Raw genomic sequence first — 17,534 nt, forward strand, 5'->3', positions numbered from 1 at the left:
TGCACTTCGAGGTTGATCACATGACGACGGCAGCAGTCGACGCCAAGCACCGGATCGACGCCCTTCTGCTGGAGCGGTGGGAGCGTGACCCGGAGCTGCCCGCGCTGATCTCCGGTGACACCGTCCTGACCCGGGGCGAGCTGAGGCACCGGGTGCTGCGGACCGCCGCCGCGCTGCGCGCCCGGGGTGTGCGCCCCGGCGACCGGGTGGCGGTCTACCACGAGCGGTCCGTCGAGTTCGTGGTGGCCGTCCTGGGCGCGCTGTTCGCGGGCGCGGCCCACGCGGCCTTCGACGTGGACGATCCGCTGCCGCGCACACTGGGGATGATCGAGGACTGTGCTCCCCGTGCCGTGCTCACCAGTACGGCGCTTTCCGTCCGCTTCCCGGGGGCGGTGCCCGTGCTCACGGACGACGAGTGCCGCACGCACGCACCCGCGGACGTGTCCGCCTCGGTGGCCGCATCGCCGCAGGACCCCGCCGTCGTCCTCTACACCTCCGGTTCCACCGGGCGCCCCAAGGCGTCGCTGATCAGCCACCGCGCCCTCGTCTCCCGGCTGTCGGCCCTGCAGACGACGCATCGTATGGACGAGAACGACCGGATCATCCATCACACGGCGTGCAGCTTCGACATGTATCTCGTCGAGGTCCACTGGCCCCTGCTCGCCGGAGCCACCGTCGTCCTCGCGGCCCCGCGCCGCCAGCGGGACGCCGACCATCTCGCCGAGCTGATCCGCGATCACCGGATCACGACGTTCTACTGTGTGGTGTCGCTGCTCGACCTCTTCCTCCTCGCCCGCGATCCGGCGGAGCGCTACGACGGCATACGGCAGGTGCTCACCGGCGGCGAGCCGCTCAGCCCCGACCTGGTCAAGCGGTTCCACGCCCGCTCGACCGCGTCGCTCACCAACCTGTACGGACCCAGCGAGTGCACGATCTACTGCACGGCCTGGGAGTGCCCACGCGACCCGGACCTCGACACGGTGCTGATCGGCTCGGCTGTCCAGGACACGGACCTGTGGATCCTCGACGAGAACGGGGACCCGGTATCGGAAGGAGAGCCAGGGGAGCTGTACATCGGCGGCGCGGGTCTCGCCCTGGGCTACCTCAACCGGCCCGACCTGACGGCGGAACGCTTCGTCACCTCCCCCACCCTGGCCCCGGGCGGCCGGCTCTACCGGTCCGGCGACCTGGTGCGGGCGCGCCCCGACGGCGCCCTCGAATTCCTCGGGCGCCTCGACCGGCAAGTGAAGATCCGGGGCATCCGCATCGAGCTGGCCGAGATCGAGTCCACCGCGGCACGCTGCGCCGGCGTACGACAGGCGGCGGTCGTCGCGCACGGCGAAGGCGCCGACAAGCGGCTCGCCGCGTACGTGGTGCCCGCGGACGGCGTCGCATCGGCGGGCCTGGTCGCCTCTGTCCGGGACGCGCTGCGCGAGTGGCTCCCGCACTACATGGTGCCGACCGCGATCGAGGCGGTGAACGAGCTGCCGCTCACCGCCAACGGCAAGCTGGACCGCCTCCTGCTGGAGGACCGGGCCGCACGGTCCTCCGCCGCCGCGCCACCGGCTCGTACGACAACTGCCGAGGCACACACGGGACTTGAGCAGCAGGTGGCCGAGGTCTGGTGCGACGTCCTGGGCGTGCCGGAGGTCGGGGCGGACGACGACTTCTTCGATCTCGGCGGGGATTCCTTCAAGGTGGTCCGCGTCATCGACCGCCTGAAGGGCCTGCTGGCGATGGAGATCCCCATGGCGGCCCTCCTGCTCGAACCGACCGTGGCCGGTTTCACCAAGGAGCTGCGGCGCATCACGCACCAGGAGCACATACGGTGAACTCCCTTGATTCCAGCGGCGATTCGCCTACCGCCGAGCACCGTCTCATACGCGGATTCGCCGATCTCGCACCCGAGCGGTTCGGCCCGCGCCGCCCCGTGGTCACCCTCTTCAGCGGGGGCCTCGACAGCACATATCTGCTGCACCGGCTGACGAAGGCCGGTTTCGCCGAGATCCACGCGGTCAGTGTCGACCTCGGCGCGGGCGAGGACCTGGCGGAGCAGCGGCTGGTCGCCGACCGACTCTCCGTGCATCTTCATGTCATCGACGGACGGCGGATGTTCGCCGAGGAGTACGTGCGCCCGGCGATCGCCGCGCAGGCCGTGTACCTCGACACCCACCCGATCAGTTCGTCCCTCAGCCGGCCCCTCATCGCCAAGCTGGCCATGGACATCGCGGTCCAACTGGGCGCCTGGGGAGTGCTGCACACGGCCAATCGCTCGCAGAACACCCTGCGCAGGCTCAACGGCGCGCTGGGACTGCTGGGTTACTCCGGCCACTACGGCAGCCCCTACGACCGCGATCCGGTCAGCCGCGACCGCAAGAGCCGGGAGCTGGCGGACATCGGGCTCGTCCACATGAGCGGACGGGTCGCCAGCATCGACGCGAACCTGTGGTGCCGGGAGTTCGAGTCCGGTGTCCTCGACGATCCGGAGGAGCACACCGTCCCCGAGGAGCTGTACCGCTGGAGCGTCCACCACGCGGGGGTCCCCGACGCGACGGTCGAGGTCGGCTTCGCCGAGGGTGTGCCTGTCACCCTCGACGGCGCGCGGCTGCCCCTGCCCGAACTCATCGACATCCTCAACCGCCGGGCGGGCGCCCACGGGATCGGCCGCTACAGCGGGCTCGAACACCTCCCCGGCGGCCAGAAGGTACTGGAGCTGCGTGAGATGCCCGCCGCCGCGCTGCTCCTGAAGTCCTACCGCCACCTGGAGACGGCGACCCTGGAGGCGGAGACGATCCGGGAGAAGATGCACCTGGAGCAGATCTGGGTCCGCGAGGCCCTCGAAGGCCGCTGGTTCGGGGAGCTCCGGCGGGCGAGCCAGTCCTTCATCGACACCTGCGCCGCCCAGGTCACCGGCACGGTGCGCTGGCGCCTGGGCCATGGCTCGGCACAGACCCGGTCCATCGCCGCCGCCGCTCCCCGCTATCTGCGCAACCGGGAGGACTGGGAGGAGCGGTCGGCACACTCCGGCGGCTGAGGAAACGAGGGAGCGTTCGGCGCACACCGGGCGGTCGACGCCTCAACGACGCGTGGGCCACCACCATCACCGGCGCCACTCCATTCTGCGCCGGGTGGTGCCGACGTCCAGAGGCGAGGGAGTGGCAGCGTGGTCACCATGGACGCATTCATCGAGCGGCTGAACCCCGACATGTACGTGGTCACGGCCTTCGCGGGCGGGGAGCGGGCGGGGTGCCTGGTCGGGTTCGCCTCCCAGTGCTCGATCCAGCCGGTGCGCTTCGTGGTCTGGCTGTCGAAGGCGAACCACACCTTTCGCGTGGCCCGGTCCGCCGATCGGCTCGCCGTGCACCTGCTCCGACGTGAACAGACCGAACTGGCCGCCCTGTTCGGCGGGGAGACCGGCGACCGGGTGGACAAGTTCGCACGGGTCGCCTGGAGGACGGGCCCCGACGGCACCGTCGTCCTGCGGGATGCGCCGGCCTGGTTCGTCGGCGCGGTCGAACAGCGCGTCGACGGGGGCGACCACGTCGGTTTCGTCCTGACCCCGCTGGAGAGCGGCGGGGAGCAGCCCGGGACGATGCCGGCGATGTTTCGGCTGTCGGACGCCCGGGGGATCAGCCCCGGTCACCCGGTCGACTGACCACCCTCAGACCTTTCTCCGGCACAAGGATCACCCGTGACCGGAGTGGGCGTGCCGAACCCTGTGCATGCCACCCCCTCACCTGCAACTTCACGATGTACACGGCTCATTGATGGAATTGCACCCCCCTATTAGCCTCATGATCATGTCAATTCTTTGCTGATACAGCTCACAGAAAGAACCTCGTGATCAAAAGCCACTCCCTCAAGCGCATAGGCGTCGTCGCAGGCACCCTGTCCGCCGCCGTCCTCCTCACCATTACCCAGGCATCCGCCGTCTCCGCCGAAACCGAACGTGCCACCGCCGCCACTGGCCCTGACACCGTCGACAGCTGGGAATGCGCCCACACCGGCCCCAGCGACGACCACACGGGCACCACCTGCTACTCGGACCTGGGCGACTGGCTCGAGATCACGGACGGGGCTGCGGACGGCTCCTCCGCCGTCATGGACTGGGAAATCCGCGACGCCCAAAACCGCGTCGTCCGCTTTGGCGCCACCTTTAACGCGGACGGCTCCGGCGCCGTCCGCTACAAGAACAAGGACTTCCCGGAAGCCAACACCACCATTCGCTTCCGCGCCCGCCTCGGCCACTGGTCAACCAAGTCGATCACGGCGGGCACGTGCTCCGCCTGGATGACCAGGGGAACCTGATCCGCGCCTGACGGGTTGAGCACCGAGCTCCCCCGCGGCACCCATCTCGCCTACGCCGACGCCTCCTGATCGCGGTCAGGTCCCCGCCACGTCACGCCGTGGCGCGTGTGAAGCGAAGGGTGGCCGTGACGGTGGTCAGACCGCGCATCATGCTCAGCTGGTTCCAGCTCATGCCGAACTGGTCGCGGTCCACGGTGAACTCCGCGGTGAGGGTGACGGCGTCCGCGCCCGCGTCGGAGGCCTTGGCCGTGAAGGACTGGGGTCGGCTGATGCCCCGCACGGTCAGCTGGCCGGTGACCTGGACGGTGTCGTCCTGGCCGGCCTCGGCGCCCCGCACGGCGAAGGTGATCTCGGGGTGGTTGTCGGCGTCGAAGAAGTCGGCGGAGCGCAGGTGCGTGTCGCGCTTGGCGTGCTTGGTGTCGAGGGAGGCGGCGTCCAGGGTGACGCTGCCGTGAGCGGTGCCGTCGGGCCGGACCTCGCCCTGGCCGCTGACGGTGGTGAAGGTGCCCTTGACGGTGACCAGGCCCCACATGGTCTTGTGCCGGACGGCGACGGTGGACGCCGTCTGGTCGAGCTGCCACAGGCCGGTTTCTACGGCGACGGTCATGAGCGTTCTCCTGAGGGGACGTAGTGCCGGGCAGTGGGTCTGCCGCGGCGGACGACGACAGTCGGCCGCCGGAGTCGTCCGCACCACGGGTGGGGCTCTCACAGGGCCTGTCGTCCAAATTTGAATAAGTGAACGGTAGCCCATTATCCAAATCTGAACAACCTTCTCATCCAAAAATGGACAACCGGTAGACTCGACATATGCCCGAATCCTCTGCTCCCGCGGATCTGCCGCCCTCGTGCCCCGAGGCAGGCGGGCTGCTGCCGCCCGAGCTGCGGGCATGGATGCTGCTGCTGGCGGCGACCGGCGCCATCGAGCAGCAGCTGCGGTCCGTCGTCAAGAACGCCTTCGGGGTCTCGCACGACGAGTTCCTGGTGCTCTGCCTGCTCGCCGACCAGCCCGGCAAAGGCAGCCTGCGCATGACCCAGATCGCGGAGCTCCTGGGTCGCCCCAAGACCCGGCTCACCTACCAGGTCGCCTGCCTCCAGCACGCCGGCCTGATCACCAAGCAGTCGGTGTGCGGCGACAAACGCGGTGTCGAAGTCGCCCTCACCGACAAGGCGCGCCGCCTGCTGACCGAGGCCTCGACCCCGCTGGCGGGCGCCGTCACCAACGCCCTCGACCACACCATCAGCCCCGCCCAGCGCGAGGCGATGTGCGGCTTCCTGCCCCCTCCGCCCACCGCGACGGACGCCGACCAGACGGACACCGGGCAGGCCGACGCCGTACGGAAGTAAGCGCCGCCGCCCGGGGTTCGGGCGACGGCGCGTGGCGCCCACGTACAGGCGCCGAAGAGAGCCGGATCAGCGCGGCTCAACACGCTCAGAACCCGGGGAAGATGCTCCTCAACTCGTCCAGCGTGAGCGAGTCGCCGTCGAGGGCCACCTCCGCCGGGGTGTACACGGGCGCATGGCGACCCGTCGTGAGCCGCAGCCACCACTCGGCCGGTGCGCGCAGCACGGCGTCGGGCTGAAGCGGCTCCTCGTCGGCGAGCTGGACCGCGTCGTGCACCACCAGCCCGAAGGAGCGCTCGGGCTGGTGGGTCCGGACGGCCAGACGGACGCTGCGGCCACCGAGTACGTCGGCCTTGCCGAGGAAGCCGATGAGCATGCCGGCCTGGTCCAGAAGCAGCTCCACGGCAACGGGAGCGAGGGCGGCCGCATGGTCGAACGCGACTTCCACGTCCCAGGTGTGGTGGGTGAACTCGCCGAGTCGCAGGCCCCCGACGGTGGCCACGTCCACGGGCACGGGCAGGAAGCCGAGGTCGATCCGCAGGTCCTTGCGCGCCTGCGGATCGAGGGCTTCGTAGCCACTGACCAATGCCTCGTCGGCGGTCACGAAGGCCTCGGCCCGCTCGACCGGGGACATGGCGTTCCAGCGCGCCCACACGGACTTGTTGAACTCCCCGTCCGGCGCGCCGGTTCCGCCCAAAGCGCCCTCCAGAGTCGCCAGGCCTATTTCCGCACCGCTGCCCAGGTGGCTGAGCACCTGTGACACGTCCCAGTCCGACGCCCCGGACGGTCGCCGCAGGTCGGCGGTGGCCAGGCCGTGCACCACGGCGGTCAGGTAGTCGTGCCCGCTGCGCAGGGCGTGAATGGTCCGGTCGGCGCGCTCGGTCATGGTCGTCTCCGTGGAAAGGTGAACAGAAGGGTGTCGCACGACGATTCAACTCCCCGCAGAAGTCAGGAATTTCACGCACCCGACCCGGTGTCGTCGAGACAGCCGCCGGAGGCCGAGCCCGTTGTCCACCCGACGGCACCCGGCGGTCTTCCGGCTGTCCCCCGCTGCCACAGGGGGTCTTCCGGCTGTCCGACCAGGGGGACAGCCGGAGCGAAATGCCCCCGGCTGCGCGCATAGCGTTCCGGTGCGGGATCGCCCCCGCAGGCATCCCCCGGAAACTCGCACCCAGCCGAAGGAGCCTTACCCCATGGACCGGATCGATGCCACACGCCGCGGCGTGCTCTCGCTCGGCGCCGCGGCCGCCGCCACACCGTGGCTCGGCGCATCCCACGCCAACGCCCAAGCCCCGGCCCCCGCCGACACCGCACCCGGACCGCTGGACGAACTCGGCATCACCGAACTGCGCGAGCGGATGGACGACGGCCGGCTCGACGCCGTACGGCTCACCCGCTACTACCTGGACCGAATCGAACGCATCGACCCGCTCCTGCACGCCGTGATCGAGGTCAATCCCGACGCACTGAGCGAGGCCCGCCGCCTGGACGCCGAACGGCAACCCCGTGGACCGCTGCACGGCATCCCCGTCGTACTGAAGGACCTGGTGGAGACAGCGGACCGGATGCACACCACCGCTGGGGCGCTCGCGTTGGAGGGCCTGCGGCCGGCGCGGGACGCCACCGTCGCCGCCCGGCTGCGTGCGGCGGGTGCCGTCGTCCTCGGCAAGACCAATCTCAGCGAGTGGGCCGGCGGTCTGTCCCTCACCCACCACGCCGGCTGGAGCGCCCGCGGCGGGCAGACCCGCAACCCGTACAAGCTGGACCGCTCGCCGAACGAGTCCAGCTCCGGTACGGCGGTCGCCGCCGCGGCCAATCTGTGCGTCGCCGGGATCGGTACCGAGACGAACGGCTCGATCATCGACCCTGCCTCGGCGAACTCCGTCGTCGGCGTCAAACCGACCGTCGGACTCGTCGGACGCGGCGGTGTGATCCCCGGTGTGCCGAGCCAGGACAGTGTCGGCCCGATCGCCCGCACGGTCCGCGACGCCGCGATCCTGCTCGGCACCCTCGTCGGCGTCGACGCCCGCGATCCGGCGAGCGAGGCGAGCCGCGGGCACTTCCACCGTGACTACACCCGTTTCCTTCACGCGGACGGGCTGCGCGGCGCACGCATCGGCGTACCCCGAACCGTGTACTTCGGCTACAGCCACCACGCCGACGAGATCGCCGAGCGGGCGATCGCCACGCTGCGCGCCGCCGGAGCGACGGTGGTCGACCCGGCCGACATCCCGACCGCCGAGCAACTCGAGGATCTGCACAGCTCGTTGGTCGTCCAGGCCTACGAAATCAAGAAGGCGCTCAACGCCTATCTGGCCGGCGCCCCCGGCGACCACCCGCGCACCCTCGCCGAGCTGATCGCGTTCAACCGTGCCCACGCCGACCGCGAACTCCGCTACGTCCAGCAGGACGGACTGGAGATGGTGCAGCAACTGGACTTCTCCGAGCGCGAATACCGTGAGGCGCTGGCCACCAACCACCGGCTGTCCCGTGCCGAGGGGATCGACGCGGTGCTGCGCAAGTTCCGCCTGGACGCCCTGGTCATGCCGACCACCGGACCGCCGGCCAAGATCGACCTGGTCCTCGGGGACAGCTACGGCGGCGGCGCGTCGACGCCCGCCGCCCTCGCCGGGTACCCCGCGATCAGTGTCCCGGCCGGTTTCGCCTTCGGCCTTCCGGTCGGCCTGACGTTCATGGGTACGGCGTGGAGCGAGCCGACCCTGCTCCGCCTGGCGTACGCCTACGAGCAGGCGAGCCGGGTCCGCCGTCGGCCGACGTATCGCCCTGCCGACGTCGGCTTCTGACATGACACGGCCGGTCACTCGGCAGGCAGGCCCTCCCGCATCAACTTCGCGGTGGCCGTGGAGTCATAGCCCTCGGGAACGCCGCCGACGAGGATGATGTCGCCCTCGATATGCCGTGAGCGCAGCGGTGCGATCTCCTGGTAGGCCGCCGAGTCCCACCAGGCCCGCGCCTCGGCGATCCCGGGGAAACCGATCACCACGACGTGCCCGGGCCAACTGCCCTCCTTCACCTCGTGCTGCGTGGCGTGCACGAGCCAACGGCCGCCGTACGGCTCGAAGGTGGCCGGGATACGCTCGATGTACTCGGCGATCTCCGGGTGCGGGGCTGCCTCCTGCAGATGGGCTATGGCGTAGGCGGTCATGGTGTCCTTCCGGTCGACGGAACTCCGTACGCCGACCACCATGCCAAGCGCTCACGCCGAGGTCGATGACGTCACAGGTAAGGCGGGACCTGGTGACCTGTCCCGCAGGGTCCGGCCGACCGCGCTGCGGGAGATGTCTGGCGTGCTCGCACCCTGGTCCGCCGTCTACGGCCGGTTCCGGGTGTGGAGGGATGCGGGCGTCTTCGGCGCACTGCTGTCCGCCGCCTGTACGGCTTCTCCGTCCCCTGCGTCGATCACGGCGCCCTGCGGTGGCGATGCGGTCCGCGAGGCGGAGTGCGCCGACGGCGTGGGCCGCAGGACGATCCGGTAGAGCAGCACGCCGACGGCCAGGACGACCACCGCGAAAAGGAACGGGGCGTGAAACGATCCGGTGGCCTGTGCCAGCCACCCCGTGAACACCACGCCGCATCCGGTGGCCGCCGTATTGGCGAAGTTCATCAGCCCGCTGACCGCCCCGACCGTCCCGGGCTCGGCCAGCAGGCCCGGCAGACTCCAGGCGACGGGCGCGGCGATCGCCAGACCCGCGAGCGAGACGGACATCCAGGCCACCGCGGCGGCAGCGGACCCTGCGGTTCCCGCGGCGCCGATCGTCGCACCGCACACCAGCCCCGCGGTCAGGACGGTCCTGCGGACCCGTATCGGATCACGTCCCCGGGACACCAGCCGGTCCACCAGCCAGCCTCCGACGACGAGTTCGGCCACCGTCGCGACCCCCCACGGGATCATCGAGTGGAAGCCGGAGTTCAGCAGTCGAAGGCCGTACTCGCGCTGGAAGAACTCCGGCATCCACGTGACCACCACATTGATCGTGTAGCCGTAGCAGGCGAAGGCCATGGTCCAGCTCCTGCGCGAACGCAGTACGCAGCGGAGCCGGCCCGGCCGTCCACGGTCGGAGTCGCGCGCCCCGCCCTTCAGGATGAACTCCCGCTCGGTGTCGCGCAGCATGCGGTGCTCGGAAGGGTCCCGGTAGCCCCACCACCACGCCACCGAGAACAGCAGACTCAGCGCCGCGCTGAACAGGAACCCTGCTCTCCAGCCCCACTCGCTCATCACGAAGGCCAGCAGCGGGAACGCCACCATGTTGGCGACCTTGGTTGCTCCGTCGAACATCGCTGTCGCCATCCCCCGCTCACTGAGCGGGAACCACGTTGCGGTCGCCTTGGAGGCCCCGACCATGGACGGCCCTTCTGCCACACCAAGCAGCAGACGTGCCGCGATGACCGTGCCGAGCCCTCCGGCCAGCGCGGTCAGCAGACTGGCAACGGCCCACAGGGCGGAGGCGATTCGGGTGAGCCACGACACGCCGAAGAGGTCCACGAGCGCCCCCGCCGGGAGCTGGACCAGGCAGTACGACCACGTGAAGGCCGAGAGGACAATGCCGAGTTGACTGAGGTCGAGATCGAATTCGGTGGCGATCGGTGAACTCGCCACCGACAGCGCAATACGGTCGAGGAAGTTGACGACAATTCCGCCGGCGAGCAGTCCGCCTATCGCCCATCGGGCACGTCCGGAAGGTTTCACAGAACCGGGTCACCTTTCGCGCTGCGTCCGTACGCACGTTCCGCTTGGGCCGCGAGGTCAGGTGGTGGGGGGTGGGGGTGGGGGTTTGTAGAAAACGGCGCCCTTGACCGCGATCAGCGACGGACACGGGACCATGAGCCGGTCATTCATCCATGTGCCGGCTTCTTCGGTGTTCCGCACACCGGGCCGCCGATTGTGGGGGCGTCCACCATCGGTCACCGTGACCGAGGGACGCGTGTGACGCTAGGTGCCACCGCGATCGCCGGTCCAGACCGTGGTGGCTTCCTTGTCTCAATACCGTTGTACAGAGGGGCACTTCAGCGGAGATCGCCCGTTGCACTGGACGCGCAGGAACCGGTGGCCCAACCGCCGGGTTGGCCGCGGCTGTCGCCATCCGAGGCCCTTATGGTGTGCCCGGCCGAATATCGCCCAAGCCCCGTGGGCACCCTCAGGAAACCGGACGGGTGTGGTGGCGGCAGCCCGCTCCACGGAGAGGCCACCGTCTTCCCCATTGGTTAATCTGCACAGGTGACCACCGACCTGACCCTGTTGCCGCGCGTCGCCTATCTCGGTCAGGAGGTCACCGCACCCCGGCTCCGCGGTCTGCTCGCACTGCTCGCGGCAGACCTGCGCACGGGCTGCAGCACCGAGCGGCTGGTGGAAGGACTGTGGCCCGAGGAGTTGCCGGAGCGGCCGGCCAAGGCGGTACAGGTCCTCGTGTTCAGGGCACGGACACAACTGGGCGCCGATGTCGTCGCGAGCACACCGACCGGATACCGGCTGACCCTCACCCAGGAGCAGGTCGACAGCTCCGCCCTGCTGCTGCACGCCGCCACGAGTGCCGACCGGGCCAGGGCCGGGGATCATGCCGGGTCGCTGGCCGCGGCCGAGACCGGGCTCGCCCTGTGGGACGGCACCCCTGACGGCGCCGGTGACCCTGACGACCCCGTCGCCGCGTTACGCACCGAGCGCGCCCCCGCCCGCGGTGCGCTCGTCCGCGCCGAGGCGCTCGCGCTGGCCCGCCTGGGGCGGCACGCGGAGGCGGCCGGGCCGCTGGCGAGGGCCGCAGCGGAGCATCCGCGCGACGAGGAGGTGCTCGCCGAGCTGCTGCGCGGCGAGGCGGCGACGGCGGGCCCGTCCGCCGCGCTGACGCGGTACGAGGCGTACCGCCGTGAACTGCGCGAGGCGCTCGGCACCGATCCGGGCGCCGGGCTCAAGGCCGTCCAGCAGGAGCTGCTGCGCGGCGAGTCACCCCCGGTCAGGCACGGCGTGCCGCACGAACCGAACCCGCTCCTCGGACGGGACGAGGACATCGCGGCCGTCACGGGGCTGCTCGGCTCCTCGCGCGTCGTCACCGTCGTGGGCCCCGGCGGCCTCGGCAAGACCCGGCTCGTGCACGCCGTCAGCCGCAGGGCGGAGCAGCGCGTGGTGCATTTCGTGCCGCTCGTCGGTGTCACCTCGGACGGGGACGTGGCCGCGGCGGTGGCCTCCGCACTGGGGGCGGGCGAGGGACGGCACGGCGCCGTGAGCGGCCACGCCCCGGCCGACCCGGTGTCCGCCGTCCTCGGAGTGCTCGGCTCGGGACCCGCTCTGCTGGTCCTGGACAACTGCGAACACGTCATCCGGGGCGCCGCCGACCTCGTACAGGCTCTGATCTCGTCCTCGAAGAACGTGCGGGTGCTGGCCACCAGCCGCGCCGCGCTGGGACTCACCTCGGAGGCGGTGTACGCACTGCCCGAGCTCCGTCTCGACACCTCGGTCGAGCTGTTCACGCAGCGGGCACGGGCCGCCCGCCCCGGGGTGAAGCTGCCACCGGAGGCAGTGGCCGAGCTGTGCGGTCACCTCGACGGACTACCGCTCGCCGTGGAGCTGGCCGCGGCGCGGGTGCGGGTCCTCTCGGTGCCGGAGATCGCGCGCCGCATCGGCGACCGGTTCGCTCTGCTGCGCGGCGGGGCGCGGGACGTGCCGGAGCGACACCGCACACTGCACGCGGTCGTGGAGTGGAGCTGGAACCTGCTCGTGGAGGATGCCAGGGCGGCGCTGCGCACTCTCTCCGTCTTCCCCGGCGGTTTCTCCGGCGAAGCGGCAGAGCAGGTGTTGGGTGATGACGCGCTGTTCCTGCTGGAGCAGTTGGCCGGTCAGTCGCTGCTCACCGTCTCCGACGCGCCGGTCGGTGTGCGGTTTCGGATGCTGGAGACCGTACGGGAGTTCAGTGCGGCCCGCCGCGCGGAGGCGGGCGAGGAGGAAGCGGCCGTCGGCCGGTTCCTCGCGTGGGCGCGGGACTTCGGGCTCGCCCACCACGACGTGCTCTTCGGCTCCGAGCCCCTGGCCGTGTGGGAGCGGATCAGAGCCGAGCAGGACAACCTCGTGCTGGCCCTGCGCCATGCCCTTGCCCGCGCGGACGGCCCCACCACGGCCGCCCTCACCGCGGTCCTGGCCGCCCTGTGGTCCACCAACTCCAACTACCCGCGTCTGGCCGCCCTCGCCGCCGAGACCGGCCCTCCCCTGTCGCACTACGACCCCGAGCCCGAGTTCGTCGAAGTCGCCCGCGTCGCCGCGGTGTTGTGCACGGCGAGCCTGTTCATGGGCTATCGCCCGCACGTCACCGTCGTCCGCCAGCTCGTCACCCTCCGACGGCTTCCCCCTGCCCCGCCGGACACGCTGCTGCGCGCCACCGCGGTCGTACTCACCGCGATCCCCGAGATGGTGCCCCCCGACTACGACGTGCTGCAACGGCTCTGCGACAGCGAGCAGCCGCTGGTCGCCGGCCTCGCCGAATGCGTCGCCACCTACATCTGGGAGCACGAGCACGACATCGAGCGTGCGCTCGCCTCGGCCCGCCGGATGATCGCCGCACTTGCGTCGGTCGCCAACCCGTCCATTCAGGTCATGGCCCATGCCCGGCTGAGCGACATGTGCCTGCAGACGGAGCAGGGCGAGGCCGCGTACGGGCATCTCAAGGCGGCGCTCGAGGCACTGCCGCGGCTCGACGACGAGCACGACTCCATCGGCATCCGCCGGGGCCTCGTGCTGGCCTGTCTGCAGCGCGGCGACCCCGACGAGGCCGAGTACTGGCTGCGCCAGGCCGAGGGCGACAGCACCCCGCCCAGCGACGCCTCCTTCATCCCCGACCTCTGCGGACGCGCCGAGATCGCGCTCTCCCGAGGGCTGACGGAGACCGGGCTCGATCTGTGGCGCCGTGCCGTGGAGCGGATGCCGGAGGCCGACCCGACACACAGCAGCGACCCCTGGCTCGACCCGTGGGCACTGGAGATCCAGTCGGCGGCGGTGACGGCGCACGCGCACGCCGGCTGTCTGGCGCTCGTCGCGGATCCGGTCACCCGGCTGCACCAGCGGCTGCGGACGCTGCTGTCCGGCCCGGCCCGCACGCCCAGGGAACTCCCGGTGTTCGGGACGGTGCTGCACGCGCTCGGCATGGCGGGACTCGCGTCCGGCGACGCCGGTGCCGTACGGATGATCGCGCTGGCCGAACGGCTACGGGTGCTGCGCGAGTTCCAGCCGACGATGTCGGCGGCCCGCGCCCGCAAGGCGGCCGAGGACGCCGACCGGGCCGCGTACGCCGAGGCCGTGTCGCAGTACGCCGTTCTCGAACGGAACAAGCTGCGCGAGGCAGCCCGCGCGCTCGTTTTGAGTGACAGCTGACCCGCTCCCGAGGCCCATCGCTCGGGGCGGGCCCGGTTTCAGGGGGCTGAAACCGGGCTGAGTGCGCGCTGAGTGCACGCTGCCGCAACCTCGGCGGCATGACCACAACGACATCGCCCTCACTCGCCATCGCGGCCAAGGGGCTGCGTAAGGCCTACGGAGACAAGAAGGTCCTCGACGGCATCGACCTGGCGGTGCCGGCCGGCTCCATCTTCTCCCTGCTCGGCCCGAACGGCGCGGGCAAGACCACCACAGTCAAGATCCTCTCCACGCTCATCTCCGGCGAGGCCGACGAACTGCGGGTCGGCGGCCACGACCTGGCCGCCGACCCGCAGGCCGCGCGGGCCGCGATCGGTGTCACCGGTCAGTTCTCCGCCGTCGACGGCCTGATCACCGGCGAGGAGAACATGCTCCTCATGGCGGACCTGCACCACCTCCCGCGGAGCGAGGGCCGTCGCACCACCGCCGAACTCCTCGAACGGTTCAACCTGACGGAAGCCGCCAGGAAACCCGCCTCCACCTACTCCGGCGGCATGAAGCGCCGCCTGGACATCGCCATGACACTGGTCGGCAACCCGCGGATCATCTTCCTCGACGAACCCACCACAGGCCTCGACCCCCGCTCCCGCCACAACACGTGGGGGATCATCCGCGAACTGGTCTCCGGCGGCGTCACCGTCTTCCTCACCACGCAGTACCTGGAGGAAGCCGACGAACTCGCCGACCGGATCGCCGTCCTGAGCGACGGGAAGATCGCCGCCGAGGGCACCTCCGACGAGCTGAAGCGGCTCATCCCAGGCGGGCACCTGCGGCTGCGGTTCGCCGACCCGGCCGCCTACCAGTCGGCCGTCCTCGCCCTGAGCGAGGCAACGACCGACGACGAAGCGCTGGCGCTGCAGGCCTCCGGCGACGGCTCCCGGCGCGAGCTGCGCTCCATCCTCGACTGGCTGGACTCTTCCGGCTTCGCCCTGCGCGAGGTCACCAGGGACGACGAGGCGCTGGCACTGAAGATCCCCAGCGACGGCAGCCAGCGTGAACTGCGCTCCATCCTCGACTGGCTGGACGCGACCAACATCGAGGCTGACGAGCTGACCGTGCACACCCCCGACCTCGACGACGTGTTCTTCGCCCTGACCGGCGGCACCAACCAGCCCAAGGAGGCCGTCCGATGAGCTCCCTCCCGCTGGCCGTACGCGACTCGTCCACCATGGTGCGTCGCAACCTCCTGCACGCGCGGCGCTACCCGGCGCTCACCCTGAACGTCGTCCTGACGCCGCTCATCATGCTGCTGTTGTTCGTCTATGTCTTCGGCGACGTGATGAGCGCGGGCATCGGCGGCGGCGGCGCCGATCGCTCCGAGTACATCGCCTACATCGTCCCGGGCATCTTGATGATGACCATCGGCACCACTCTGGTCGGCACCTCGGTGTCCGTCGCCGACGACATGACCGAAGGCATCATGGCCCGCTTCCGCACGATGGCGATCCACCGCGGATCGGTACTCATCGGGCATGTCGTGGGCAGTGTGCTGCAGTCGGTCATCAGCGTGACCCTCGTCGGTGCCGTCGCCGTGGCCATCGGCTTCCGGTCCTCGGACGCCACGGTCCTGGAGTGGGTCGCGGCGTTCGGTCTGGTGGTGCTGGTCGCCCTGGCATTCACCTGGATGGCCATCGCCGTGGGCATGGTCAGCCCCAACGGTGAGGCGGCCGGCAACAACGCCGTGCCGCTGGTCATCCTGCCGTTCATCTCGAGCGCTTTCGTCCCCGTCGAGGCGATGCCGGGCTGGTTCCAGCCGATCGCCGAGTACCAGCCCTTCACCCCCGCCATCGAGACCCTGCGCGGCCTGCTGCTCGGCAGCGGGATCGGCCACAACGGTTGGCTCACCGTCGCCTGGTGCGTGGGCCTGGCCGTGCTCGGTTACTACTGGTCGAAGGCGCTGTTCAACCGCGAAGGCAAGTGAGCGAGCGGGCTGCCGTCCGCGGCCCGCCCGACCCGCACCGGCCCACGTCCGACGGGGGTTCAGGATCCGCCCACGAAGGGAGACCGAAGCCGTGTCCACCACGAAGATCAACGGCAAAAGGGGAGGGCGCCACGCGTTCGCCCAGGCTCACTGGCAGGACCGCCTCGACCGGATGCGCTCCAGGTACCACGTGCCCGGCGCGACGCTGGCGGTGCTGGTGGACGGTGAGATCCACGAGTTGGCCAGCGGTGTACTGCACCGAGGGACCGGCGAGAAGGTGACGACGGACTCGGTGTTCCAGTCGGGTTCGATCGCCAAGGTGTACACAGCGACCCTGGTGATGCAGCTCGTCGACTCCGGCGACCTGCGACTCGACAGCAAGGTCGTCGACGTGCTGCCGGGGTTCGCCGTCGCCGACGACGAGGTCACCGAGACCGTGACCATCGGGCAGCTGCTGAGCCATACCAGTGGAATCGGCGGTGAGTTCACCCAGGACACCGGCCGCGGAGACGACTGCCTCGCGCGTTACGTGGAGGCGTGCGCGGACGTGGGTCAGGACTGTCCGCCGGGGACCGTCGTCTCCTACAGCAGCACCGGGTACGCGATCCTCGGCCGCATCGTGGAGGTGGTCACAGGTCAGACCTGGGACGATGCGTTGCGCGACCGGTTGCTGGAGCCGCTCGGTCTCCAGCATTCGATGACCCTGCCGGAGGAGGCCCTGCGGTTCCGGGTGGCGATGAGCCATCTCGGCGAGCTGGGCGAGGACCCGGAGCCGGCGCCCGTGTGGGACATGCTGCCGCGCTCGGCCGGGCCGTACGGGCGCGTCCTCGTCACCGCCGGAGACGTCGTCCGCTTCGCGCGGATGCATCTCGACGGTGGCACCGCGCCCGACGGCAGGCCCGTGCTGTCCGCCGAGTCGGCGGCGTCGATGCGGCAACGCGTCGTCGACTGCGCGGACGAATGGTCGTTCATGGCGGACGGTTGGGGCCACGGGTGGGCGCTGTACGACTGGGACGGTGTCGCCGGCTACGGCCACGACGGTGCCGCTCTCGGGCAGTTCTCCTTTCTGCGGGTCGTGCCGGGCAGCGGGGTCGTCGCCGTTCTGCTGACCAACGGCGGCGATGCGACCGGCCTGTTCGTCAACCTGTTCCAGGAGTTGCTCGGGGACCTGGCCGGGGTGCGGTTGCCCGATGTCTTCGCTCCCGCCGCGGAACCGAGGTCGGTCGATGTCTCCCCGCTCACGGGCACGTACGAACGCGAAGGCGTGCGCATCACGATCGACCGGCGGAACAACGGCGTACCGCATGTGCAGTTGGGTCTGACCGACAGCGTGGCCGCCGAATACGCGCCGCCGATAGAGGCGGACCTGGTGGCGGTGTCCGACACGGTGCTCGCCATGCCGGGAATCGGCCCCGTCAGCGCGCCGTGGCTGCCCTTGGTGTTCGGGACCCTTCCGGACGGCACGCCCTACGTCTACTTCGGCATGCGGGCAGCGGCGAAGACCGCCTGAGAGCATGGCTGGCCCGCGGCCCGGTCCCGGCACGGCGAGCAATG

14 protein-coding genes are annotated in these 17,534 nt (G+C 70.5%); 10 read left to right on the top strand and 4 right to left on the bottom strand.

The window, feature by feature from the left end:
* The first annotated feature begins 20 nt into the window (after nucleotides 1-20).
* From AB5J56_RS04760 to AB5J56_RS04775, 4 genes are all read left to right on the top strand, one after another.
* Nucleotides 21-1,832 (top strand): amino acid adenylation domain-containing protein, encoded by a 1,812-nt coding sequence (locus AB5J56_RS04760; RefSeq protein ID WP_369230351.1) that lies wholly within the window; start codon nucleotides 21-23, stop codon nucleotides 1,830-1,832.
* Nucleotides 1,829-3,034 (top strand): argininosuccinate synthase-related protein, encoded by a 1,206-nt coding sequence (locus tag AB5J56_RS04765; RefSeq protein ID WP_369230353.1) that lies wholly within the window; start codon nucleotides 1,829-1,831, stop codon nucleotides 3,032-3,034. Before AB5J56_RS04760 ends, AB5J56_RS04765 begins: the two co-directional genes overlap by 4 nt.
* Nucleotides 3,035-3,163: 129 nt before the next feature.
* Complete coding sequence (locus AB5J56_RS04770; protein WP_369230355.1) at nucleotides 3,164-3,655, top strand: flavin reductase family protein; 492 nt, start codon at nucleotides 3,164-3,166, stop codon at nucleotides 3,653-3,655.
* 185 nt (nucleotides 3,656-3,840) lie between these two features.
* Nucleotides 3,841-4,308, top strand: coding sequence for a hypothetical protein (locus AB5J56_RS04775; RefSeq protein ID WP_369230357.1), 468 nt, complete (start codon nucleotides 3,841-3,843; stop codon nucleotides 4,306-4,308).
* 91 nt (nucleotides 4,309-4,399) lie between these two features.
* On the opposite strand, the gene AB5J56_RS04780 is transcribed toward AB5J56_RS04775, so the two are convergent.
* Nucleotides 4,400-4,915: a YceI family protein gene (locus AB5J56_RS04780; protein WP_369230359.1), complete on the bottom strand. Its 516-nt coding sequence runs from the start codon at nucleotides 4,913-4,915 to the stop codon at nucleotides 4,400-4,402.
* 200 nt (nucleotides 4,916-5,115) lie between these two features.
* Between AB5J56_RS04780 and AB5J56_RS04785 the strand changes: the two genes are divergently transcribed.
* Complete coding sequence (locus tag AB5J56_RS04785; RefSeq protein WP_369230361.1) at nucleotides 5,116-5,652, top strand: MarR family winged helix-turn-helix transcriptional regulator; 537 nt, start codon at nucleotides 5,116-5,118, stop codon at nucleotides 5,650-5,652.
* Between the two features lie 85 nt (nucleotides 5,653-5,737).
* On the opposite strand, the gene AB5J56_RS04790 is transcribed toward AB5J56_RS04785, so the two are convergent.
* A complete protein-coding gene (locus AB5J56_RS04790; RefSeq protein WP_369230363.1) occupies nucleotides 5,738-6,535 on the bottom strand; it encodes a maleylpyruvate isomerase N-terminal domain-containing protein in 798 nt (265 codons plus the stop codon).
* Nucleotides 6,536-6,842: 307 nt separating this feature from the next.
* On the opposite strand from AB5J56_RS04790, the gene AB5J56_RS04795 reads away from it, so the two are divergent.
* Nucleotides 6,843-8,453, top strand: a complete 1,611-nt coding sequence (locus tag AB5J56_RS04795) for an amidase (RefSeq protein ID WP_369230364.1) — start codon at nucleotides 6,843-6,845, stop codon at nucleotides 8,451-8,453.
* A gap of 14 nt (nucleotides 8,454-8,467) precedes the next feature.
* Here AB5J56_RS04795 and AB5J56_RS04800 read toward each other — a convergent pair whose 3' ends face one another.
* Complete coding sequence (locus AB5J56_RS04800) at nucleotides 8,468-8,815, bottom strand: DUF1330 domain-containing protein (RefSeq protein WP_369230366.1); 348 nt, start codon at nucleotides 8,813-8,815, stop codon at nucleotides 8,468-8,470.
* 165 nt (nucleotides 8,816-8,980) lie between these two features.
* Nucleotides 8,981-10,357 (bottom strand): MFS transporter, encoded by a 1,377-nt coding sequence (locus AB5J56_RS04805; protein WP_369230368.1) that lies wholly within the window; start codon nucleotides 10,355-10,357, stop codon nucleotides 8,981-8,983.
* A 528-nt stretch (nucleotides 10,358-10,885) separates the two neighbouring features.
* Between AB5J56_RS04805 and AB5J56_RS04810 the strand changes: the two genes are divergently transcribed.
* From AB5J56_RS04810 to AB5J56_RS04825, 4 genes are all read left to right on the top strand, one after another.
* Nucleotides 10,886-14,020, top strand: coding sequence for a BTAD domain-containing putative transcriptional regulator (locus tag AB5J56_RS04810; RefSeq protein WP_369230370.1), 3,135 nt, complete (start codon nucleotides 10,886-10,888; stop codon nucleotides 14,018-14,020).
* A gap of 98 nt (nucleotides 14,021-14,118) precedes the next feature.
* Nucleotides 14,119-15,192, top strand: a complete 1,074-nt coding sequence (locus AB5J56_RS04815; RefSeq protein WP_369230372.1) for an ATP-binding cassette domain-containing protein — start codon at nucleotides 14,119-14,121, stop codon at nucleotides 15,190-15,192.
* Complete coding sequence (locus tag AB5J56_RS04820) at nucleotides 15,189-15,980, top strand: ABC transporter permease (RefSeq protein WP_369230374.1); 792 nt, start codon at nucleotides 15,189-15,191, stop codon at nucleotides 15,978-15,980. The genes AB5J56_RS04815 and AB5J56_RS04820 overlap by 4 nt, the downstream gene beginning before the upstream one ends.
* A 91-nt stretch (nucleotides 15,981-16,071) precedes the next feature.
* On the top strand, nucleotides 16,072-17,490 hold the full coding sequence (locus tag AB5J56_RS04825) for a serine hydrolase domain-containing protein (protein ID WP_369230376.1): 1,419 nt from the start codon (nucleotides 16,072-16,074) through the stop codon (nucleotides 17,488-17,490).
* Nucleotides 17,491-17,534: the final 44 nt, after the last annotated feature.

The organism is Streptomyces sp. R21 (assembly GCF_041051975.1).
Classification (GTDB): domain Bacteria; phylum Actinomycetota; class Actinomycetes; order Streptomycetales; family Streptomycetaceae; genus Streptomyces.